Raw genomic sequence first — 20330 nt, 5'->3', positions numbered from 1 at the left:
TCACAGCTCCCGTACGGCGAGCAGGGGCTCCGCCCGGTCGTAGCCGACCACCGGGCCGTCCCGGCACAGCAGCAGCGGCCCGAGCTGGCAGTGGCCGCAGTGACCGGTGGCGCAGTGCATGTTGCGTTCGAGGGAGATCCGGATACGCTGCGCCGGCACGCCGCGGTGCCGCAGTTCACGGGCGGTGGCCCGGATCATGACCTCCGGGCCGCAGAGGAAGGCCGTCGTGTCTTGCGGGGTGAAGGAAGCCTGGTCGAGCAGCGCGGTCACCACGCCCACCCCGCCCTCCCAGCCCGGGGCGGGACGGTCCACCGTCACGCCGCAGTACGGCCGCCCCCAGGCGGCCAGTTCGTCCCGGTACAGCAGGTCCTGCGGAGTGCGGGCGCCGATCAGGACGTTCAGCCTGCCGTGCGCCCCCGGCTCGGACAGTGCGGCCCGCACCAGCGGCCGCAGCGGCGCCAGACCGATACCGCCCGCCACCACCAGCAGGTCCCCGTCCGCAGACGGCAGGTCCCACTCCGTACCGAACGGCCCGCGCACTCCCACCTGGTCGCCGGGCCGCACCGCGCACAGTGCCCGGGAGACCGCACCCACGCCCCGGACGGTGTGGGTGAGCACGCCGTCCCGCAGCCCCGCGACCGACACCGGGATCTCGCCGACCCCGAAGGCGTAGAGCATCGCGAACCGGCCGGGGCGGAAGCCCGTCAGTGCCTCCCCGGCCGGCTCCAGCTCCAGGGTCCGGGTGTCGGCGCTCTCGGCCCGGTTGCCCACCACGCGATAGGGGAGGGGAGCCGCGGTCACGGCTGGGGTCCGCTTCCGTAGGGGCCGTAGAGGTCGAGCAGCCGGGTGCGGGCGGCGCGCAGCCGCCGGCCGATCACCTCCACCACGTAGCTGAGCAGTTCGTGGTCGAGTTCGTGGTCGCCCTCGCACAGCGAGAGCACCTCCGCCGCGTCGAACTCCCAGGCGCGCACCCGCCCGACGGCCTCGGCGCCCAGGTGCCACTGGTGCGGCGGGCACAGCCAGGACCAGCCCAGCAGCCGCTCGGGGCCCAGCGTGTCGACCACCGCCGCGGGGCGGCCGGGGACGTGGATGTCGAGGCTCACGGTTCCGTTGCGGATGATCCAGAACCGGTCGGCCCGCTCGCCCTCCTCGAAGATCCGGGTCCCGGCGCCGAAGGACACCTCGCGGCCCAGCGCCAGCAGGCGGGTGCGGGGGCCCTCGCGCAGCGCTGCCAGTACCCCGGGGTGCTTCACCGCGCACCGTCCGCTCGACCGTCCTGGTGTTGCTGCCGCTCCTGGTGCAGCGCGTGCGCCTCCTCGGTGATGTCGATGCCGACCGGGCACCAGACGATGCAGCGGCCGCATCCCACGCATCCGGAGCTGCCGAACTGGTCCCACCACGTCCCCAGCTTGTGCGTGAGCCACTGCCGGTAGCGGCTGCGCGGCGAGGCACGGACCGAGCCGCCCGGCAGATGGGAGAAGTCCAGGTCGTAGCAGGACTCCCAGCGCCGCCAGCGCTCGGCGTGATCTCCCGTCAGGTCGGTGACGTCCTCGCTGGTGGTGCAGAAGCAGGTGGGGCAGGCCATCGTGCAGTTGCCGCAGGTGAGGCAACGCGCCGCGACGTCGTCCCAGCGTGCGGCGTCCAGGCTGCCCGCCATCAGCTCCCGCAGGCTCGCGGGAGGCATCGTGCGGCCCATCCGTCCGGCGGCGTCCTCGACGCTCCGGCGCGCCGCACCGCTCGTCGCCTCGTCGGCCGGACGCTGCGGCAGCCGCCGCAGCAGCTCAGCGCCCTCCCGTGTCCCGGCACGGGCCAGGAAGCGGTGGCCCGCGGCATCCACCACCTCGGTCAGCGCCAGATCGTAGCCGGGGTGGGCGGCGGGTCCGGTGTCCATGGAGACGCAGAAGCAGGTGGCGCCCGGTTCGGTGCACTCCACGACGATCAGGAACGCGCCGGTGCGGCGCTCCCGGTAGGTGTCGTCCCGGTGCCGGCCGCCGGTCATCACCCGGTCCTGGATCCGCACGGCGCTCAGGTCGCAGGGGCGTACGCCCAGGAACGCGAAGGAGACGGGCGAGGGACGTTCCTCCCGTACCGTCATCGCTCCGTCCGGTGCCCGGTCGGCCGTCCACTGCCGCACCCGCTCGGGGTGGAGGAAGTTCTTCCAGGACTGCGGCCCCGCGCTGTGGGCGAACGCCGCGCCGTCGGTCCGCCGCACGATCCGGTAGTGGCCCGCCTCCAGCTCCACCCCCCATCCCCAGGGCAGCTCCCCGGCACCGGCGAGTTCGTCCAGCACGATGGCGCTGTCCCGCACGGTGGGCCCGACCACCGTGCGCCCTTCGGCCCGCAGCTCCCGCACCAGGGCATCGATGCCCTCGCGGTCCAGCACGCAGCGCGTTTCCTCGGTGTCCGGGGGTGCCGGCGCGGCGGCCATCGCTGCTCCTGCCGTTCGGTGGATGTGCTGCCCCCAGCCTGACCACGGCGCCCCCTTCCCGCACGGGGACGCGCCGGGCGCTGCGCAGGGTGCGCCCGCGTGCCCGTGTGCCGCGTCCGCCGCCGGTGGCGCGGCGGCGTACCCGGCCTGGCTCCGGAGCCTCCCGCGGGGTTCTCGGGATCACTGCCGCCGTCCGTCCGGCAGGGCCGCGGCCGCGCGGGCGATCTCCGCGCGGACCCGCTCCACGAGCGGGTCGAGGGCCGCGGCGACCGCCGGGGTCAGTCCCTCGCCCAGGGAGGTGTCCGCTCCTTCGACCGCGTAGACCACGAGCCGTCCCGGCAGCCTGCCGAGCGTCCGGGCCAGCGCCACCGCGTATCCCAGACCGAGCCCGTGACTGCTGGTGGTGTGCGCCGGCCAGGTCGTGTCCGGGCCCGGCTCCAGCCGGTGGATGCGCCCCGGACACGTCGGCCGGGCGCGTGCCGCGTCCACCACCACCGCCAGTGCGGCATCCGCCCACAGGTCGATCAGCCGGGCCGGATCGCCGTCGCAGCACACCGTGCGCACGCCTGCCGGGGTCCCGTCGGGGGGCGTCCGGGCCCGCAGCCGGGCGACGGCCGCCGGTCCGGCGCCGTCGTCCCCGCGGAAGGTGTTGCCGACCCCGATGACGGTGACGCGCGCCGTCTCCGCCGTCGCCCGCTGCCCGCCGTCCGGGCCGCCGCTGTCCATGGCCGCCATCCTCGCGCGGGCGGCCGGCGGGGTCCCGTGACCGGGCCGGGCCCCCACCTCCGCGTCGGCCACCGCGTGGCGCGGTCAGCCGGTGCTCTCCGCGGCCGGCCGGGTCAGGCGCGCGAGGCGGTCGCGGACCTCGCGGACGCGCGGGTGCCGCCGATAGGGGGCCAGCGTCCGGTGCAGCGACGTCAGGGAGGCGGTGGTGCGCCGCGAGGAGGTGTACGGGTAGTGCGCGAAGAGCTCCCGGCACCGGTCCAGCGCCCTCTCCAGCTCGCCCAGCGGCAGCAGGGTCTCGGCCAACTGGGCCTGGGTGAGGACATGCGCGATGTGATGGTCCGGCGGGCGCGCGGCCAGGGACTCCTCGAATGCCCGGACGGCCGCCGCCCGGTCGCCCAGCGACAGCAGCACCTCGCCCCGCTGGTAGTGGAAGGCCTCCGGCGCGTACCGGGTCCAGGGGCCCGGCGCGTCGTCGCCGCCCGGCTCGGCGGCGTAGGAGCGCTCCGCGGCCTGCAGGTCGGCCAGCGCCTCCTCCCGCTCACCGTGGGCGGCGCGCACCACCGCCCGCCCGGCGTACAGATAGGTCCGTACATGGGGGGTCGCGGCGAAGGACGCCACCTCCAGGGCGATCCGCGACCACTGGTGTGCGTGCGCCATGTCGTCCAGTCGCAGGGCGAGCACCGCCATGGTGCGCAGCGTGATGGCGTAGCCGTTCCGGTCGCCGGCCCGGTGGGCGAGGTCGAGGGCGGCGAGGTAGCAGTGGTGTCCGAGGTTGGGCAGCCCCGCGTCGGCCGCCATCGTGCCCAGCAGATGCATCAGGCAGGCGCTGCCGGTGAGCACCGCCGGAGCGGCCGCCCCGCCGCCGGGCGTGGTCACCAGCCGGGGGGCGACCTCCTTGGCGATGTAGGCGCCCAGCGCGGAACGGGCGTGCGCGCCGCCGTACTTCTCGGTCAGCTCGGTGAAGACGGCGACCAGGTCGGCCAGGCGTGCGTCGGGCCGCGGTGCGCGGTCCGGCGCGGCGGGCGGGCCGGTGCGGGTGTCGCTCGGGGGCGGTGGCCAGGCGGGCAGCCGGACATCGGCGGCGGTGAACAGCTCCCGGTTGAGGGTGAGTCTGCGGGCCGGATCCGCGTCCGCCTCGCACAGCGCCGTCAGGCGCTCCACCGGGTCGTCCGCCTGCAGCGCCGTGCCGGGTGCGGCTGCGGCTGCCGTCGTGCCCAACCCCGTCTCGCCGATGTGCACGGCGCGGCCCAGGCGTTTGCCGAACACCTGCGCCACCAGGCCGGGAACCGGTGGGCGGGGTCTGGACCCGTCCAGCCAGTGGGCCACCGCCGTCCGGTCGTAGCGCAGCCGCATGCCGTGCTTGGTCCCCAGGGCGTTCACCGCCCGGGCGAGTTCTCCCGCACTCCACCCGGACTCGGCGAGCATGGCGGCGAGATGGCGGTTCGGCCGGTACCGGCCCATGGGCGTCTCCTGGCTCGCTTCTGCCCGGCCGCTCCGCTCCGCGAGGCCGCCCGGTCACACGGGCCCGGGGCTTTCAACGCGTTCACGTCCCGATGCTCGGATCCGATTATCACCGCGCCCATCCTTGTGCTTCGGTGGAGACATACCCGGGGCGAGACCTCTTCGCACCAACCGGGATTGTTTTCGGACTGCACACACGGGGTGCCACTGGCCCGGCGGTTTCCGTGTGTCAGTTGTTGCCGTTCCCCCGGCACCAGTCGTCACACGCCGCCGAAGCGCATCGCAACGCTGCTTGTCACGAGGGGTTCTCACGGAACGGCCCGGTCCGGGGTGCGGCCGCCCCGGACCCACGAGGAAAAAGTCCAGAATCCGGCACCCCCCGGACCTTCCCCGGCCCCGCGCGCCACTTCGGCGACCGCCCGTCGCCGCATCCCACCGAGCGAAAGAACCCTCTTCCGGCGCCCGGAGACGCCATCCGTCCACCGTCCCGGCTGTCCCCGTCCGCCGTGCGGACAGCGCCCCCTGCGCAAAGAGAGAGAGCACCATGCCCTCAGCATCCGACCGACCCGAGCTGCCCGCCCGGGGCGCGGCGGCTCCCGATTTCGTTCATCTCTTCCCGGGACAGGGGGATTTCGCCGTCTCGCCGCTGGTGGCGGCCGCCCGCGCCCACCCCGTGGTCCGCGCCGCGGCCGAGGAGGTGTTCGCCCAGGTGGACGCGGTCAGCGGCAGCTACGGAGTGCCCGCGCTGGGCCCCGCGCTGCTCGGCAGCACACCGCCCAGCGGCCGGACCCTGGCGGCCGGCCCGGTGGGCACCCCCCAGGTGGCACTGTTCGGAGCGTCCCTGACGATCCACCGGGCACTGTGCGCCATCGGCGCGGCACCCCGGCGGATCGTCGCAGTGAGCTTCGGGGAGATCGCCGCGCTCACCGCCGCCGGGGTCTTCGACATCCCCGACGGAACCCGGATCGCCTGTCGGCTCTCGCGCTACCTGAGCCGCTGCCGAGGCGGCATGACCCTGCTCGCCGCAGGCGAGGAACGGGCGCGGGAGCTGATCGACACGACGGGGGCCCGCCGGGTGTCCGTGGCCTGTGTCAACGACCCGCAGGAGACCGTCCTCAGCGGCCCGACCCATGAGCTCTCGCAGGCCGAGGCGTGCGCCGAGCGGCACGGAGTGGCGGCGGTCCGGCTCCGGCTGCCCTTCGCCTCCCACCATCCGTCGCTGGGCACGCACGCCGAGGGGTTCGCGGCCGCGATCCGCACTCTGCCGTCCCGGCCGGCCCACACTCCCGTGCACTCGGCCGTCCACGGCGGCCCCTACAGCAGGTGGGACGACCCGTACCAGGGACTCGCCGGCTGCCTGACCCGGCCGGTGCGGCTGCCCCCGGTGCTGGAGCGGGCCGCGACCCCCGGCCCAGCCCTGCTGCTGGAGGCCGGCACCGGTCAGGCGCTCACCCGCAACGCACGTCGGGTCCTGGCCGGGCACGACCTGGTCGCGGCGCGCAGTCCGCTCACCGAACCGGACTTCCCCTGGGAGCGGCCGCACCACCTCAACCGGTGCTTCGACCGATGGCCGGCCGGGAGCGAGGGGCCCGGTGCGGACCGCCGCGAGCAGCACGGGGTGATCGCGTGACACTCCCGGACGGCTCGCCGCCCCCGCACCGATCCGACGGCGACCCCCTGCGCACCCGGCAGGCCCGGCGCATCGCGGACGCCCTGGGAGCCCAGCGTCCTCCCGCACCGTGCGAGGGATCCAGCCGCAACCACCGGACCCACCACGCGCTGACGCGGTTGGCGGAGGTGCTGCCGCCCGCCCGCGAACTGCTGCGGGACCGGGAGTGGCTGGCCGCGCTGAGCGCCTGCACGGTCCTGGTGGACCCGGCGCTGTACATGACCGTCGTCAACCACCACATCCTCTGCCTGGGCTCGGTCGCGGGCGCGGCGGACGAGGAGCAACTCGGCGCGAAGGAACTCGCGCGGACGGTGGAAGCCCTGGAGAGCGGCCACCGCAAGGGGGTCTTCCTGGTCACCGAGATTGGCGATGCCACCAGCCACCTGGCGCTCCGCACCACCGCCGAGTTCGACCCGGAGCGCCGTGAGTTCGTCCTGCGCACGCCGGACGCCGGGGCCGCCAAGTTCTCCGGCGTCGGCGTCCCGGGCAGGCCGCAGTCGGCGGTGGTGTGCGCCCGCCTGCTGGTGGACGGCACCTGCCACGGGGTCCATCCCTTCCTCGTCGACCTCTGCGACGAGCGGAGCACCGCTCCCGGGGTCGCGATCAGCGGACCGATCGGTGTGGAAGCCCTCCCGCTGGAGTACGCGCTGGTGCGGTTCGAGGGAGCACGGCTGCCCTACGACCGCTGGCTGCGCGGCGCCGCCTCGATCGACGACGCCGGGGTCCTGCACGACCCGGGCGGCGATCCCGGCCTGGCGCTGCGGCGCACCCTGGACGTCGGACGCCGCCTGTGGGCGACGGTACCCACCGCGGCCGCCGCCGCGGCCCGTGCCTCCGCCGTGGCCGCGCTGCAGCACTCCCGGCACCGTCGCTCGCACGGCCGCCTCGCCCCGGGAGCGCCCGTGCTGTCCTACCGCACCCAACAGCGCGCCGTCCTGGGCGCGCTGGCGGAGGCGTTCGCCCTCGACCGGGTGGCGGACACCGCGCTGGACCTGTGGCAGCAGGCCGAGAACGCACAGGCCGGGCGGTCCGCCGACCGTCCCGCCGCGGCCGACGGGGCGGCGTTCACCCCCTGGGCGGCCGTCGACCGCAGACTGTCCGCGCTCAAGGCGTCCGCCGTGGACGGCGCGGAGCGTGTCACCGCGGAATGCCGCCGCCGCTGCGGGGTCGCGGGCTACCTCGCCGTCAACCGGCTCAGCGGCTACAGCGGCTTCGCGGACTCGTTCGGCGCGGCGGGCGGCGACAACCGGCTCGTGCTGCTCGACGTCGGCTGCGCCCTGGCCGAGGAGCGCCCCGCCGACGGGCCGCCCGCCGGCACCCGCCCGCCGCCCGACCCCGACGACCCCACCTGGTGGTGCCGGGCCGTCACCGATCTGGAGCAGCGGCTGGCGGCCGCCCTCCGGGCGGAGCTGGCGGACGGCCGCGGCCGCGGACTGGAGGGGATGGACCTGTGGAACCCCCTGCTGGAGCGTGCCCGCCGGCTCGGCGAGGTCCACACCCTCCGGCTCGCCGCGCAGTCCGTGGCCGCCTCCGTGGGCACCGGCGCCGGCTCGGATCCGGCCCGGCGGACGCTGACCGCGCTCTACGGCACCACACAGGCGCTGCGGCTGGCCGGACCGCTGCAGTGGACCGGTGTCGTCTCCGCCCGCACGGCCGCCTCCCTGGACGCGGCCGCGGACCGCCAGTGCGCGCGACTCGCCCCGCACCTCGACGAACTGGCGACGGCGCTCGGCCCGCCCGAGTCGCTCGCCCCCACCCCGCTGACCGACCCCGACTACGCCGCCGCGCTCCGCGCCGCCCTCGACCGCCCCGACGGAGGAAACCCGTGACCACCACCCTGCCCGCCCCCGGCGCCGTTCCGGCGCCCGCGGCGCGGCCGCCCGCCATCGGCGTGCTCGGCATGGGCACCCATCTGCCCGCCGGGCGGCGCTCCAACGACGAGGTCGCCCGGTCGGCCGGAGTCAGCCCCGGCTGGATCGCCGAACGCACCGGCGTGCACAACCGGCACGCGGCCGCCCCGGACGAGGCCGCCTCCGACCTGGCGGCGGCCGCGGTACGGTCCGCCGTGGCGGCGGCCGGCCTCGACAGTGAGCAGCTCGACCTGCTGATCCTGGCCACCTCCACCCCCGACGAGCTGGGACCGGCCACCGCCTGCCGCGTCCAGGCGCTCACCAAGGCACGCAACGCGGTCGCCCTCGATGTCAGCGCGGCCTGCTCGGGCTGGCTGTTCGCGGTCCGCGTCGCGCACGACTACCTGCGCTCCGACGCCTGTTCCCGGTACGCGGCGGTGGTGGGCGTCGAGGCGTACTCGAAGTTCCTCGACCCCGCCGACCGGGCCACCGCCGTGCTGTTCGCCGACGGGGCCGCCGCCTCGGTGCTGGGCCCGGTCCCCGAGGGGGAGGGGTTCGCCGACTTCCACCTCGGTTCCGACGGCGCTCTCGCCGACCATGTGCTGATCCCGGCAGGGGGGAGCCGGGCACCCGCCAGCTCCGGCACGCTCGCCTCGGGCGGGCACACCATCCGGATGGACGGCCGCGCCGTGCGGGACTTCATCGCCGAGATGTTCCCCGCCGTCGTCGCCGACGGCCTGGCCCGCAACCGGCTGCGCATGGACGACATCGACGCCTTCGTCGCCCATCAGCCCAACCCCCGGCTGCTGCGTTCGGTCGGCACGTCGCTCGGCATCCCGCCGGGCAGGCTCCCGATCGTCGCGGACGAGGTCGGCAACATCGGCGCCGCCTCGACGCCCTACGCGCTGGCCGCCACGGCCGCCGAGGGTGCTCTGCCGCGCGGCAGCCGCGTCCTGCTCACCACCTTCGGCGCCGGGATGACCTGGGGCAGCGCGCTGCTCACCTGGAGCGGTGCCCCCGTCATCCGCACCGCCCCCGCCCCGGAATCCACGGAACGGAGCCCGCGATGAACACCATGAACACCACCCCCACCACCGCCGAGGCGTTCCGGCTCGACGGCATCCGCGCCCTGGTGACCGGCGCGTCGCGCGGAATCGGCCGGGCCGTCGCGCTCGCCTTCGCCGACGCGGGCGCCGACCTGGTGCTGTCGGCCCGTACCTCGGCGGCGCTCGAGGACACCGCCGCCGAGGTCGCGCGCCGCGGGCGGACCGCCGCCCTGGCACCCGCCGATTTCTCCGAGCCGTCCGCGGCCGGGGCCGTGGTCGACCGCGCGGCCGAAGCGCTGGGCGGACTCGACGCCGTCGTCCACAACGCCGGCATCCTGCCCGGCGGCCCCGACGGCACACCGCACGTCGCTCCCTTGCAGCACACGCGGCAGGAGGACTGGGACACCGTGGTGACCGTCAATCTCAACGCCTCCGCCGCGCTGTGCCGGCACGCCCATCCGCACCTCAAGGCGTCCCGGCGGGCCTCCCTGGTGCTGATGTCCTCGGTGGCCGGAGCCGTGGGCACCCCGATGATGGAGGCGTACGCGGCGACCAAGGCCGGACAGGTCTCCCTGGCCCGCAGCCTGGCCGTCGGGTGGGCGCGGGAGGGCATCCGTGTGAACGCGCTGTGCCCCGGGTGGGCCCGTACCGACATGACCTCGTTCGCCTCCGGCGCCGCCCCGGTCTCCGACTGGCTGATGGCGCACGTGCCGATGGGCCGCTGGGCCGAACCCGAGGAGGCCGCCTGGGCCGCGCTGTACCTGGCCTCGCCCGCGGCCGCCTATCTCACCGGGCAGGCGCTGCTGCTGGACGGCGGACTGTCGGTACCGGACGGCGGTCTCGCCGGCATCCCCAAGCCCGCCTCCCCCTTCGCGGAGGTGTGAGCCGGTGGCGTCCCGGACACTCCGGCACGACGGACGGGCGGGTGTGGTGTGCGGCGTCGGCGCCGCGCTGCCCCACGCGGAGCGGAGCAACGCGGATGTGGCGCGCGAAGGGGACCTGGCCACCAGCGACGAGTGGATTCGCTCGCGCACCGGCATCGCGCGCCGCCGCCGGGCGGGCCCCGGCATCGCCACCGGGGACCTGGCGACGGCCGCCGGAGGGGCCGCGCTGGAGTCGGCGGGCGGCGCCGCGCCCGACCTGGTGCTCCTGGCCACGACGACACCGGACCGGCGCTGTCCGGCGACGGCTCCGGAAGTGGCCCACCGGCTCGGCCTGTGCCCCGTCCCTGCCTTCGACCTGGCGGCGGTCTGCTCGGGGTTCGTCTACGCGCTGACCGTGGCCACCGGGCTGGTCCGGGCCGGGCTCTGCGAACGGCCCCTGGTCATCGGCGCGGAGACCTACTCCAGCATCGTCGACCCCCGGGACCGGGACACCGCTGTCGTCTTCGGCGACGGCGCGGGCGCGGTGCTGCTGCGTGCCGGGGACCCCGGGGAACCGGGCGAGGTGCTGGCCTGGGACCTGGGGGCGGACGGTGCGGGAAGCGATCTGATCGCCATCGCCGCGGGCGGTTCCGCCGCGCCCGGCACCTCGGACCGGCCGCCGCGGGACCACCGGTATCTGCGGATGCGGGGGCGGGAGGTGTACGCGCACGCGGTGCGCCGGATGACGGAGTCGTCCCGTACCGCGCTGCGGCGGGCGGACTGGCGGGCTTCGGCGCTCGGCGCGTTCATCGGGCACCAGGCCAACCAGCGGATTCTGGACACGGTCGGCGACCGGCTCGGCGTCGCGGCCGAGTGCCGCTTCGGCAACATCCGCGACGTCGGCAACACCGCTGCCGCCTCCGTTCCGCTGGCCCTGGCCGACACCGCGGCCCGCGGCGTGGTGCGGCCGGGTGCCCCCACCCTGCTGACCGCCTTCGGAGGCGGGCTCACCTGGGGGTCGATCGCCCTGACCTGGCCCGCAGTCCGGGTGTGCGCCGACACCCCGGCAGGACCGGCCACTTCGGGGGAGGACCGCCACCCCACGACACGAACCTGATCCACGACACGAACCTGACCCACGACACGAACCAGTCACAGGACCGACAGCAGCGGAAGGCAGACCCATGGACCCCGTCCACGACCACGTGATCACTGTGCTCACCGAGAAGTTCGACATCCCCGCCGAGGACATCGCACCCGGCACGACCCTGACCGAACTCGGCCTGGACTCCCTCGCCGTCACCGAGCTCCTGGTCACGCTCCAGGAGCAGTACGCCGTCGGCCCGCCCGACGACGCCGTCACCGGTGAGGCCACCCCCGAGGACGTCGCGGCACTGGTGCGGAAGCTGCAGAGCGGGGAGCAGCGGCCCGCCGGGCAGGGGACGCCGGAGTGAGCGGCAGCGCCGGTGCCGCGGCTGTGACCGGTCTGGGCCTGGTCACTCCGGCGGGCCTGGGGACCGAGCGGACCTGGCGGCGGGTGTGCGCGGGCCGAGCCACCGCGGCCGAGGACCCCGCACTCGCCGGGGCGCCGGTCGGGCTCTCGTGCCGGGTCGAGGGGTTCGAGCCTCGCCGGCACGTGGGCGGCGCCCAGCCCTGGCGGGACGACAGATTCACCCAGTTCGCCCTGGTGGCGGCGCGGGAGGCGGTGCGGGACGCCGCCGTGGAGCCGCGCTCCTGGGACGGCGCACGGGTCGCGGTGGTCCTCGGTTCGGCGGCCGGCGGCGTGGGCACCTACGAGGAGCAGCACCACAGGTTCCTCACCACCGGGCACCGTGCGGTCTCCCCGCTCACCCTGCCGGCCTTCCTGCCGAACATGGCCGCCGGCCGGCTCGCCATCGACCTGGGAGCGCACGGACCGGTACTGCACACCGCGACGGCCTGCGCCTCGGGTGCGACCGCGTTGGCCGTCGCGGCCATGCTGCTGGACGCCGACGCCTGCGACATCGCCGTCGCCGGGGGCAGCGACGCCATGGTGACCCCGCTGTGCGCGACGGCCTTCGCCCGGGCGGGCGCCCTCTCCCGCCGGGCCGGTGATCCGGCCGGCGCCTCGCGTCCGTTCGACAGCGAGCGGGATGGCTTCGTGCTGGCGGAGGGCGCCGGAGTGCTGGTGCTGGAGCGCGCCGCGGACGCGACGGCGCGGCGTGCTCCCGTCCGTGCCCTGCTGGCCGGGCACGGTTCGTCGGCCGACGCGCACCACACGGTGGCGCCGGAGCCGGAGGGCCGGCAACTGCGGAGAGCGGCGGAGCAGGCGCTGAGCCGGGCCGGTGCCGCCCGCGCGGACGTGGACCACGTCAACGCGCACGGCACCGGTACCCGGCTCAACGACCGTACCGAGGGAGCCGTGCTGCACTCCCTCTTCGGCGGTGGCCCGGCCGTCACCTCCACCAAGGGGGTCACCGGGCACATGATGGGTGCGGCCGGGGCGGTGGAGGCGGCGCTGACCGTGCTGGCCGTGCAGCGCGGAACGGTACCGCCGACCGCCAACTTCCGCGATGCCGACCCCGGCGCCCCGGAGCTCGACCTCGTGCACGGGACCGCGCGTGCGCGGCCCGTGGGACTGGCACTCAGCAACTCCTGCGGATTCGGCGGCCACAACGTGGTGCTGGCGTTCGTCTCCGCCGCTACGTCGGCGGGTTGAGGACGCCGATCGGGGACGGGGACGCGGTGTGCTGCGGCGCGGGCGCCGCCTCGTCCGGCTCGGAGCCGGTGCGGTGCGCCGCCGGTCGGCGCTCGGGGGCCGGCGCCGGGTCGCCGGGCGGTGCGGATCGGTGTGCCATGGCCAGCGCGTAATGCTCCGGATCGGTCATGCCACAGGGGTACCGCGCCCGGCCTCCGGCACCGGAGAGCCTCGCCGGGTGTCACCCGTGCTGCGGTACGGCACTGCGCGGCCGACCGCCCGAGTGGCCCCGGGCCGGTCCCCCTGTTCGGGTACCGGGGACCGGCCGGGGGAGGCGCGCCGGCGTCAGCCGCAGTGCTGCGCCCGCTCGTCGTCGGTCATCTGGCGGGTGTGCTGCGTCTTGGTGCTGGGCGCGTCCGGTTTCGGGCCGGTGGCCTCGAAGGGGACGTACCAGATGTAGTGGCCGTGGAACCGGTCGGGGAAGTGCATCTCGTACTGCCCGCTGACGGTCTGCAACTGCGCCTCACGCGTGACCCAGCCGACCTCACCCGGCCGGACGTCGATGTTCGTCTGGTCCGTCTCGGTGTGCGAACTCTCCCAGGTGTGCTGGTAGTTCGTCTCGATGCTGACCTTGAACACCTCGGCGAAGCCGTACTCCGCGCTCAGCGACACGCCCACGCTGTTGCTCTCGCCGGTGGTGTCGGACCAGCCGACGGTCGAGCGCTGCAGGTCCTGGGTGCAGTTGAAGGCGCTGTCGCCGACCTGGTGCGACTCGCCCATCGAGTCGCGGGGCGGCCCGTCCGGATGGAAGACGCAGACGTCGGTGCCGTTGTCGCACTTGTCGAGCAGTTCGCGGATGGTCGGCGGATTGTCGTCGGCCTGCGCCACGCCGGGGGCGAGTGCGGCGCTGCCCGCGGTGGCGAGGGCTGCGAGCAGGACGGACCACTTGACGCGCTGTTTCATGGGGCTTCTCCTCACGGAAGGTGGGGGACGGCGGAAGAGTGCCGGCGCGATGGCGGGCCGGGCGGAGCGCACTGGGCACCGTCCGTCCCCTCGGCGTCAGCTGAAGCCGATGGACTGCGTGCGGTCGTTCATGAACGAGCCGATGTCCGCGGTGTTCTCCTTGAACGGCCCGTCCCGGTCGCCGCCCAGGTCGGGCTCGGGGTAGAGCCAGAGCCAGCAGTTTCCCCAGGGCTGCACCGAGGAGATGCGGTTCTTCCAGGCGTCCTGCAGGTCGTACTGGTAGTCCACCCAGCCGTCCTTCTCGCACAGGCTCGCGCCGGTGATGGTCAGTGAGTCGCCGCCGAAGTCGACGTCCTCGAAGAAGGTGCCCTGGATGACGCCGTCGGCCTGCCGCTCGCCGTCCGCCGCCAGCGAGCGGGCCCGGGCACGGAACCCGCTGTCGTGGGCCGCCGCGCGGGCCGAGGCGGGAGCGTCGTCGATGCGTCCGCCGCTCGCGTGCTCGACGGCCGCGGTGAAGTCGGCGAAGCAGCGCTCGGCGCCGGTGTTCAGATCGAGTGTGCAGTGTCGCGGTCCGCCGCCGCTGCTCGCCGGGGCGGCCTGTGCGGCCGGGGCCGTGACGGCCCCGGCCAGCAGTACGGTGGCGGCCAGGGTGACCGTACGTCGAGTGCGGTGTCTCGGCCGGGAGTGCATGTGATCCTCCAACTGTTCGTGGGGCACGCCGGGTTGGCGTGGAACAGCAGTACGCGTGCTCGCTGGTCCCCGGCTGAAACGGCAGGCCCGGTATTGCCCGGAAGTTACCGGACGTAACAGGGGTGATTCCCGGACGGTGCCCGGAATTGTGGGACTCGGGTCAGAGCGTCCGAGCGGGCCGCGGCGGCGGCGGGAGAGGCGGCTTGCCCGCCGGGCAGCCGGACCGCTCGGCGGGATCCGGGGCCGCGCCCTCGCCCGGCTGCTCCGGGCCCGGCAGGTCGAACGCGCGTCCGGTTGACAGGCAGGGCGGGCACCCCGCGGCAGCCCGGATGCCGGACCGCGTACGCCGCCTCCCGGCCTCCCGCCCGCGGGGCTACCTGGCCGCCCCCCGGTGCGCCGCCACCGGAGCGCGGACCTGTACCGGAACAATGTCGGGCGGCGGCCGGGTGCGCACAGTGCGCCGCACCGGCTGCCCTGGCTACCTGCGTCCAGCTCCGGGAGCGGTGTGAGCGATACGGTGCGGTCCGCTGAATCCGACGAACCCGACTGGGGGCGGCTGGACGCGGTGATGTCCGAGGCGATGGCTGCCACCGGCGCCTCGATGGGGCTGCTGTACCTGCTGCCGCCCGGCGAGCGGGTGCTCCGCCTCGCCGTGGTGGTCGGGGTGTCCCGGCGGATCGCCGCGCCGTGGGCCCGGGTGCCGCTGGAGGCGCCGATCCCGGTGGCGGTCGCGATGCGCCAGCGGCGGATCGTGTGGCTGGCCAGCCAGGAGGAGATGGCCCGCCGCTATCCGAGAGTCGGCCTGGTGCTGCCCTACGACTTCCGGCTGGCCGCCGCGCCCGTCCTCACCTCCGGTGCGGCGCGCGGCGGCATCGTGCTGCTGTGGCCGTCCGCCCACCCGACGCAGCTGAGCACCCACGAACGCCATGTGCTGGGGGCCAGCTGCCGCAGTGCGAGCCGGGTCCTGCGACAGGCCGCGGACAGCGGCCGTCCGCTGCTGCCCGGGGACGAACCCCGGCTGCTGGAGCCGGGGCCGCCGCGCGAACCCGAACCCGCCGAGGCGGCGGCCGCCGTCGCGTTCCTCGAACGCCTCCCGGACGGCTGCTGCTCGCTGAACGTGGAGGGCCGGATCGTCTTCCTCAACCCGGCTGCCGCGACGCTGGTGGGCGCCGATGCGGAGGCGCTGCTGGGTACGCGGCCCTGGGAGTCGCTGCCCTGGCTGCACGACCCGGTGTTCGAGGACCGGTACCGGGCCGCGGTGATCGCCCGGCAGCCGACGACCTTCACCGCGCGGCGTCCCCCCGACACCTGGCTCTCCTTCCGGCTGTTCCCCGGCGAGGGCGGGGTGAGCGTGCACATCACACCCGCCGCCACCGAACAGGCCCTCCAGCCCCCGGACCGCGGCCCGGCCGAGGCGGGACCGCCGGGCGGCGCCACCGCTCTCTACCACCTCACCCATCTGGCCGCCGTGCTCAGCGAGGCGGTCGGCGTCGCCGACGTGGTGGAACTCGTCGCCGATCAGCTCGTGCCCGCCTTCGGCCCGGGCGCCATGGCCCTGCTGACGGTCGAGGAGGGGCGCCTCCACATCGTCGGGCACCGCGGCTTCCCGGCCGAGGCGATGGAGCGTTCGGACGCGGTGCCGCTCTCCTCCGGGGCACCCGCGGCACGCGTGCTGGCATCCGGTGTCCCGGCGTTCTTCGCGAGCACCGCCGACCTCGAACGGGCCCACGCGCACAGTGCCCAGCGGGACGGGATGGCCGCCTGGGCATACCTGCCGCTGACCGCGTCCGGCAGCCCCATCGGCACCCTCGTGCTCGCCTACGACCAGCCCCATCCCTTCACCTCTCCGGAACGCGCCCTCTTCACCTCCCTGGCCGGGCTGATCGCACAGGCACTCGACCGGGCCCGGCTCTACGACACCCAGCGGCGCCTGGCCCACAGCCTGCAGACCGGTCTGCTGCCGCACAGTCTGGCCCGCATCCCGTCGCTGGAGGTCGCCGCCCGCTATCTGCCCGCCGGGCGCGGAATGGACATCGGGGGCGACTTCTACGACCTCGTCCGCTGCGGCCCCGGCAGCGCCGCCGCCGCCATCGGCGACGTCCAGGGACACAACACCACGGCGGCCGCGCTGATGGGCCAGGTGCGCACCGCCGTCCACACCCACGCGACCGCCGGCGCGTCACCCGGGGAGATCCTCGCCCGCACCAACCGGCTCCTCATCGACCTGGACACCGACCTGTTCACCAGTTGCCTGTACGCGCATCTCGACCTGGTCCGGAACGAGGTCGGCCTCGCCACGGCGGGACATCCGCCGCCCCTGCTGCGCCACCCGGACGGCCGTACCGAGGTCCTCGACCTGCCCCCCGGGCTGCTGCTCGGCATCGAGCCGGACAGCGCATATGCCACGACCCGCGTCCCGCTCGAACCGGGCTCCGTCCTGGCCCTCTACACCGACGGGCTCGTCGAGACCCCCGGGGCGGACATCGGAGCGTGCACCGCCGCACTGGCCCGCAGACTGGCCGAGGCCACCGAGTCCGACCTCGACGGCCTCGCCGACGCCCTCACCGACCCCTCCGCGCGGCAGGTGCCGGTCACCGACGACATCGCGCTGCTCCTGCTGCGTCCCACGGGCGCGTAGCCCGGTGGTACCGGCCCCGGCCGGGAGCGCCGCGCGCCCGGGCACGGTACGGCGGGTTCAGCCGGAGGCGGCGGTCACCGGCGGGGTCCACCGGATCCGGGTGCTGCACAGCGACACCACCAGAGCCGAGGCGGCGACCGTCGCCATGCCCCAGGCCAGACCGCTCGCGCTCGCGATGAAGCCGATGAGGGGCGGCCCGGCCAGCAGCCCCGTCGTCCCCATGGCGGCCACCAGGGTCAGTGCGTCCGAGCCCTCCCTGGCCGCCGCCGCGTACACGCAGGGGGTGACCGCGGCGATGCCCAGGCCCACGCACGCGAACCCCGCCAGGGCCGGTGCCACACCGCCGGCCGCCAGGGCGCAGGCCAGCCCGGCGCCCGCCAGGGCGCTGCCCAGGAGGACGACCCGCCGGTCGCCCCAGCGGTTGCGCCAGCCGTCGGCGAACAGCCGCGCCAGGACCATCATCCCCGAGACCACCGCGATCCCCAGCGGCGCGATCTCCGCCGACGCCTCGGCGACATCCCGCAGGTAGAGCGTGGACCAGTCGTTCATGGCCCCTTCTGCGACGGTCCCGAACACCATGGCGCAGCACATCCACAGCGTCACCCGGGAGGGCAGCGCCCACCGGCGGCGCCCGGGCGTCTCCTCCGCCGCGGTGGCGCCGCCGTCCGCCAGCAACCCGGTCCGCGCGTATCCGCCCAGCAGCAGCAGGACGGCCGCCGCGGCACCGAAGTGCGCCCCCACCGAAGGGGTCAGCACGTTCATGGCCGACGCGAGCAGGGCCGCCAGCAGCGACCCGCCGCTGAAGACCGCATGCAGCCGCGCCATGGCGTTGCGCGCGAACCGCTCCTCCAGCGCCGCCCCCTGTGCGTTCATCGCGACGTTGAGGCACCCGACGAAGACCCCGTCGACGCACAGCACCAGCAGCGCGACCGGGTAGTCGGGCGCCGCCGCCAGCGCCGGCAGCAGCAGCGTCAGACACAGGTGGGAGAGCAGGGCGAGCCGCAGCGAGCCCAGCCGTCTCATCAGTACGGCCACCAGCGGGAAGGACACCGCGGCACCGACCCCGGCGGCCATCAGCAGCATGCCGACCTGGGCGGCGGTCAGGCCGAGTCCGCTCTTCAGCGCCGGGATCCGCGAGGCCCAGGTCGCGTACTGGAATCCCAGGGAGCAGAACAGCGCGGCGATCGCCGTCTGGGCCCGGAGGAACGAACCGCCTGCGGCGGAGGACACGTGCATCAATTCACCTCGTGGTGCATCGCCGGGTCACGCCGCGGCGCGCTCCGGGGACCGGGCGAAGGTCCGGGAGCGCGGACCGGCTTGGACATGTACACCGCGCCCACGCCGTATCCGCTCCCGGCGGGGACGATGCGCGGATGCGGCACGAACCCCCGCGCCGACCAGAACCCTTCGCTGCCGCCGACCGAGACCAGCGAGATGCGTTCGTCGCCGCGTGCCCCGGCGATCCGGCCGAGGTGGCGCAGGAGGTGCTGCGCCAGACCTCTGCGGCGCAGCGGCCCGGCGACGACGATGTCGTGCAGATGGAGGTTGCCCGTCGTCTGCGCGACGGTGTGCGCAGCCTCGCCCGTCCGCTCCAGGACGGGGTAGTGGAAGGCGGGGTAGGGCAGCGCCAGCACATAGCCGACGGTCCGCGGGCCGAGATCCAGCGTGAAGCAGGTGGCCGGTGAGGCGTTCGCCCGCGCCTGCAGCGCGGCCCGCCCCTCGGAGAGGCCGATGCTGCCGTAGGCGTCCCGTTCCAGTTCCGCGATGGCGTCCCAGTCGCCCTCCACGATGGGGCGGATGCGGACGGCGGCCTCCTGGCGCGCCCGCTCGGCCGTCGAGCGCACCGGCTCAGCCATCGAGTGCCTCCGGCGCGACGGAGGCACTCGACGGCACCGGCCGCTGCCCGGCCGGGCCGCCCGGGGCGGGTGTGCAGTGGTGGGGGAGCGGGGCGATCCCGTTGAAGCCGCGGGTGGTGTAGCTGGTCGCGTACGCGCCGCAGGACAGCACCCAGACCGGATCCCCCGACGCCAGCGCCCTCGGTACCGGGACCAGCCCGTGCTCGGCGGAGTAGGCGTCGTCACTGTCGCAGGTGGGGCCCGCGACCACCGCGGGCACGTGCCGGCCGGACGCGTGGCCCGGGAACACCAGCCGGTACTGCACGGCGTCCATCTCGTAGAGGCCGTTGAACTTGCCGCAGCTCAGGTAGAGCCAGTACTGCTCCGCGCCGTCCGGCCCGCGTCGTCTGGCGAGACGGCTGACCCGGGCCCGGATCGCTCCGTGGTCGGCGACGAGGTGGCGTCCGGGCTCGACCACGAACTCCAGGGGGCCGCCTGCGGCGTGCCGCAACTGGGCCATGCCCTCCCGCAGTACCGCGAAGATCTTGTCCAGGGGCGGTTGGAGGGGCCGCCCGTGCCGGTCGAGATAGCCGAGCGCGGGCAGCCCGCCGCCGAGATTGACGAGTTGGGGGCGGATGCCCCGCCCGACCAGAGTGCGCAGCACCCCCTCCAGCTCCTCCAGCGCCCCGCGCCAGGCCTCCGCCGTCATCTGCTGGGATCCGACGTGCACCGACAGACCCGAGGGCACCAGGCCCGCGGCCCGGGCGGCCTCCAGCACGGCCGCCGCCTCACCCGGCGGGCACCCGAACTTGGTTCCGAACCCCCACACGGCTCCTTCGCCGCTGGTCAGCACCCTGCAGAAGACCCGCGATCCGGGGGCATGGGCGGCGACGGCGGCCACGTCCTCCAGGCTGTCGGTGGCGAACTGCCGGATGCCGAGCCGGTACGCGGCGGCGATGTCCGCGTCCGACTTGACGGTGTTCCCGTAGTGCATCCGTCCGGCCGGTACCCCGGCCCGCAGGGCCTGCCGCACCTCGTTCGGTCCGGCGGCGTCGATCCCCGCGCCCCTGCGTGCCAGGAGGGCCAGCACCTCGTCCACCGGGCACGCCTTCATCGCGAACCGGACCCGGACGCCCGGAAGTTCCCGGCACAAGGTGTCGTAGCTGCGCTCGATGCCCGCCAGGTCGAAGACGATCCGGTCGGTGTCCGCCGCGGCGAGTGCCGCGGTGAGCGCCGCGGCCGGGTGTGCCCCGGGGACGGCGGAGCCGGGGAGGTCCCCTCCGGATCGCACCGGAGCGTCCGTGCTCATCGGCGGCTCACCTCCGGCTCGGCGGTCACCGGTGTGCGGCGGGCGGCGGTCACCAAGTCCTCCCACACCTCGGTCAGCAGCGCGAAGTCCGCGATGTCGCTGCGTGCCTCCTCCAGCAGCTGCTCCCGTTCGGCGCCCAACCGGTCGGCGAAGACCGCGTAGCGGCCGCCCAGCC

Annotated in this window: 20 protein-coding genes; 8 read left to right on the top strand and 12 right to left on the bottom strand. The window is 75.2% G+C overall.

What is annotated here, in order from left to right:
• The 5 genes from A949_RS0125955 to A949_RS0125935 form a co-directional block, all read right to left on the bottom strand.
• Nucleotides 1–801: an FAD/NAD(P)-binding protein gene (locus A949_RS0125955; RefSeq protein WP_019358967.1), complete on the bottom strand. Its 801-nt coding sequence runs from the start codon at nucleotides 799–801 to the stop codon at nucleotides 1–3.
• The gene (locus A949_RS0125950; protein ID WP_019358966.1) at nucleotides 798–1253 is read right to left on the bottom strand and encodes a cyclic nucleotide-binding domain-containing protein; all 456 of its coding nucleotides are present in this window, start codon (nucleotides 1251–1253) and stop codon (nucleotides 798–800) included. Before A949_RS0125950 ends, A949_RS0125955 begins: the two co-directional genes overlap by 4 nt.
• Nucleotides 1250–2428 (bottom strand): 4Fe-4S dicluster domain-containing protein, encoded by a 1179-nt coding sequence (locus A949_RS0125945; protein ID WP_019358965.1) that lies wholly within the window; start codon nucleotides 2426–2428, stop codon nucleotides 1250–1252. The genes A949_RS0125950 and A949_RS0125945 overlap by 4 nt, the downstream gene beginning before the upstream one ends.
• A 180-nt stretch (nucleotides 2429–2608) precedes the next feature.
• The gene (locus A949_RS34620; protein WP_051019641.1) at nucleotides 2609–3154 is read right to left on the bottom strand and encodes a hydrogenase maturation protease; all 546 of its coding nucleotides are present in this window, start codon (nucleotides 3152–3154) and stop codon (nucleotides 2609–2611) included.
• An 84-nt stretch (nucleotides 3155–3238) separates the two neighbouring features.
• The gene (locus A949_RS0125935) at nucleotides 3239–4615 is read right to left on the bottom strand and encodes a tetratricopeptide repeat protein (RefSeq protein WP_019358963.1); all 1377 of its coding nucleotides are present in this window, start codon (nucleotides 4613–4615) and stop codon (nucleotides 3239–3241) included.
• Between the two features lie 544 nt (nucleotides 4616–5159).
• On the opposite strand from A949_RS0125935, the gene A949_RS0125930 reads away from it, so the two are divergent.
• The 7 genes from A949_RS0125930 to A949_RS0125900 all read left to right on the top strand — a co-directional run bounded on the left by A949_RS0125930 (nucleotide 5160) and on the right by A949_RS0125900 (nucleotide 12741).
• Complete coding sequence (locus A949_RS0125930) at nucleotides 5160–6245, top strand: acyltransferase domain-containing protein (RefSeq protein ID WP_019358962.1); 1086 nt, start codon at nucleotides 5160–5162, stop codon at nucleotides 6243–6245.
• The gene (locus A949_RS0125925; RefSeq protein WP_019358961.1) at nucleotides 6242–8113 is read left to right on the top strand and encodes an acyl-CoA dehydrogenase family protein; all 1872 of its coding nucleotides are present in this window, start codon (nucleotides 6242–6244) and stop codon (nucleotides 8111–8113) included. The genes A949_RS0125930 and A949_RS0125925 overlap by 4 nt, the downstream gene beginning before the upstream one ends.
• Nucleotides 8110–9204 carry a 3-oxoacyl-ACP synthase III family protein gene (locus A949_RS0125920; protein ID WP_019358960.1) on the top strand — a complete coding sequence of 365 codons (1095 nt, stop codon included), beginning with the start codon at nucleotides 8110–8112 and terminating at the stop codon, nucleotides 9202–9204. Before A949_RS0125925 ends, A949_RS0125920 begins: the two co-directional genes overlap by 4 nt.
• Nucleotides 9201–10064: an SDR family NAD(P)-dependent oxidoreductase gene (locus A949_RS0125915; protein ID WP_019358959.1), complete on the top strand. Its 864-nt coding sequence runs from the start codon at nucleotides 9201–9203 to the stop codon at nucleotides 10062–10064. Before A949_RS0125920 ends, A949_RS0125915 begins: the two co-directional genes overlap by 4 nt.
• Nucleotides 10065–10068: 4 nt before the next feature.
• Nucleotides 10069–11160, top strand: coding sequence for a beta-ketoacyl-ACP synthase 3 (locus tag A949_RS0125910; protein ID WP_019358958.1), 1092 nt, complete (start codon nucleotides 10069–10071; stop codon nucleotides 11158–11160).
• A gap of 67 nt (nucleotides 11161–11227) precedes the next feature.
• Nucleotides 11228–11497, top strand: coding sequence for an acyl carrier protein (locus A949_RS0125905; protein ID WP_019358957.1), 270 nt, complete (start codon nucleotides 11228–11230; stop codon nucleotides 11495–11497).
• Nucleotides 11494–12741 carry a beta-ketoacyl-[acyl-carrier-protein] synthase family protein gene (locus tag A949_RS0125900; protein ID WP_019358956.1) on the top strand — a complete coding sequence of 416 codons (1248 nt, stop codon included), beginning with the start codon at nucleotides 11494–11496 and terminating at the stop codon, nucleotides 12739–12741. Before A949_RS0125905 ends, A949_RS0125900 begins: the two co-directional genes overlap by 4 nt.
• Here the strand turns inward: A949_RS0125900 and A949_RS0125895 are convergent.
• The 3 genes from A949_RS0125895 to A949_RS0125885 form a co-directional block, all read right to left on the bottom strand.
• Nucleotides 12725–12910 carry a hypothetical protein gene (locus A949_RS0125895; RefSeq protein WP_019358955.1) on the bottom strand — a complete coding sequence of 62 codons (186 nt, stop codon included), beginning with the start codon at nucleotides 12908–12910 and terminating at the stop codon, nucleotides 12725–12727. The two genes, A949_RS0125900 and A949_RS0125895, sit on opposite strands and share 17 nt — an antisense overlap.
• Nucleotides 12911–13065: 155 nt before the next feature.
• Nucleotides 13066–13683, bottom strand: a complete 618-nt coding sequence (locus tag A949_RS0125890; RefSeq protein WP_019358954.1) for a hypothetical protein — start codon at nucleotides 13681–13683, stop codon at nucleotides 13066–13068.
• A gap of 96 nt (nucleotides 13684–13779) precedes the next feature.
• On the bottom strand, nucleotides 13780–14373 hold the full coding sequence (locus A949_RS0125885; protein ID WP_019358953.1) for a hypothetical protein: 594 nt from the start codon (nucleotides 14371–14373) through the stop codon (nucleotides 13780–13782).
• A gap of 568 nt (nucleotides 14374–14941) precedes the next feature.
• On the opposite strand from A949_RS0125885, the gene A949_RS0125880 reads away from it, so the two are divergent.
• On the top strand, nucleotides 14942–17011 hold the full coding sequence (locus A949_RS0125880) for a SpoIIE family protein phosphatase (RefSeq protein ID WP_037707784.1): 2070 nt from the start codon (nucleotides 14942–14944) through the stop codon (nucleotides 17009–17011).
• 57 nt (nucleotides 17012–17068) lie between these two features.
• Here the strand turns inward: A949_RS0125880 and A949_RS0125875 are convergent, their stop codons facing one another.
• The 4 genes from A949_RS0125875 to A949_RS38600 are packed head-to-tail and all read right to left on the bottom strand — an operon-like array spanning nucleotide 17069 to nucleotide 20295.
• Nucleotides 17069–18247 (bottom strand): MFS transporter, encoded by a 1179-nt coding sequence (locus A949_RS0125875; RefSeq protein WP_019358951.1) that lies wholly within the window; start codon nucleotides 18245–18247, stop codon nucleotides 17069–17071.
• Nucleotides 18247–18867 (bottom strand): GNAT family N-acetyltransferase, encoded by a 621-nt coding sequence (locus A949_RS34615; protein ID WP_019358950.1) that lies wholly within the window; start codon nucleotides 18865–18867, stop codon nucleotides 18247–18249. Before A949_RS34615 ends, A949_RS0125875 begins: the two co-directional genes overlap by 1 nt.
• On the bottom strand, nucleotides 18860–20155 hold the full coding sequence (locus tag A949_RS0125865; RefSeq protein ID WP_019358949.1) for a type III PLP-dependent enzyme: 1296 nt from the start codon (nucleotides 20153–20155) through the stop codon (nucleotides 18860–18862). Before A949_RS0125865 ends, A949_RS34615 begins: the two co-directional genes overlap by 8 nt.
• Nucleotides 20152–20295, bottom strand: a complete 144-nt coding sequence (locus A949_RS38600) for a DUF6271 family protein (RefSeq protein WP_443332995.1) — start codon at nucleotides 20293–20295, stop codon at nucleotides 20152–20154. The genes A949_RS0125865 and A949_RS38600 overlap by 4 nt, the downstream gene beginning before the upstream one ends.
• Nucleotides 20296–20330: the final 35 nt, after the last annotated feature.

Source organism: Streptomyces sp. AA1529 (assembly GCF_000280905.1).
In the GTDB taxonomy this organism is placed as follows: domain Bacteria; phylum Actinomycetota; class Actinomycetes; order Streptomycetales; family Streptomycetaceae; genus Streptomyces.
Note: the sequence above shows the minus strand (reverse complement) of the source record. Positions and strands in the feature narration are given on the sequence as shown.

Excerpts from the sequence above, each read along its gene's own strand:
- A949_RS0125890 (WP_019358954.1), bottom strand. The coding sequence starts at position 13,683 with ATGAAACAGCGCGTCAAGTGGTCCGTCCTGCTCGCAGCCCTCGCCACC.
- A949_RS0125885 (WP_019358953.1), bottom strand. The coding sequence starts at position 14,373 with ATGCACTCCCGGCCGAGACACCGCACTCGACGTACGGTCACCCTGGCC.
- A949_RS0125875 (WP_019358951.1), bottom strand. The coding sequence starts at position 18,247 with ATGCACGTGTCCTCCGCCGCAGGCGGTTCGTTCCTCCGGGCCCAGACG.
- A949_RS0125945 (WP_019358965.1), bottom strand. The coding sequence starts at position 2,428 with ATGGCCGCCGCGCCGGCACCCCCGGACACCGAGGAAACGCGCTGCGTG.
- A949_RS0125865 (WP_019358949.1), bottom strand. The coding sequence starts at position 20,155 with ATGAGCACGGACGCTCCGGTGCGATCCGGAGGGGACCTCCCCGGCTCC.
- A949_RS0125895 (WP_019358955.1), bottom strand. The coding sequence starts at position 12,910 with ATGACCGATCCGGAGCATTACGCGCTGGCCATGGCACACCGATCCGCA.
- A949_RS0125935 (WP_019358963.1), bottom strand. The coding sequence starts at position 4,615 with ATGGGCCGGTACCGGCCGAACCGCCATCTCGCCGCCATGCTCGCCGAG.
- A949_RS0125880 (WP_037707784.1), top strand. The coding sequence starts at position 14,942 with ATGTCCGAGGCGATGGCTGCCACCGGCGCCTCGATGGGGCTGCTGTAC.
- A949_RS0125905 (WP_019358957.1), top strand. The coding sequence starts at position 11,228 with ATGGACCCCGTCCACGACCACGTGATCACTGTGCTCACCGAGAAGTTC.
- A949_RS0125930 (WP_019358962.1), top strand. The coding sequence starts at position 5,160 with ATGCCCTCAGCATCCGACCGACCCGAGCTGCCCGCCCGGGGCGCGGCG.
- A949_RS34620 (WP_051019641.1), bottom strand. The coding sequence starts at position 3,154 with ATGGACAGCGGCGGCCCGGACGGCGGGCAGCGGGCGACGGCGGAGACG.
- A949_RS0125915 (WP_019358959.1), top strand. The coding sequence starts at position 9,201 with ATGAACACCATGAACACCACCCCCACCACCGCCGAGGCGTTCCGGCTC.
- A949_RS34615 (WP_019358950.1), bottom strand. The coding sequence starts at position 18,867 with ATGGCTGAGCCGGTGCGCTCGACGGCCGAGCGGGCGCGCCAGGAGGCC.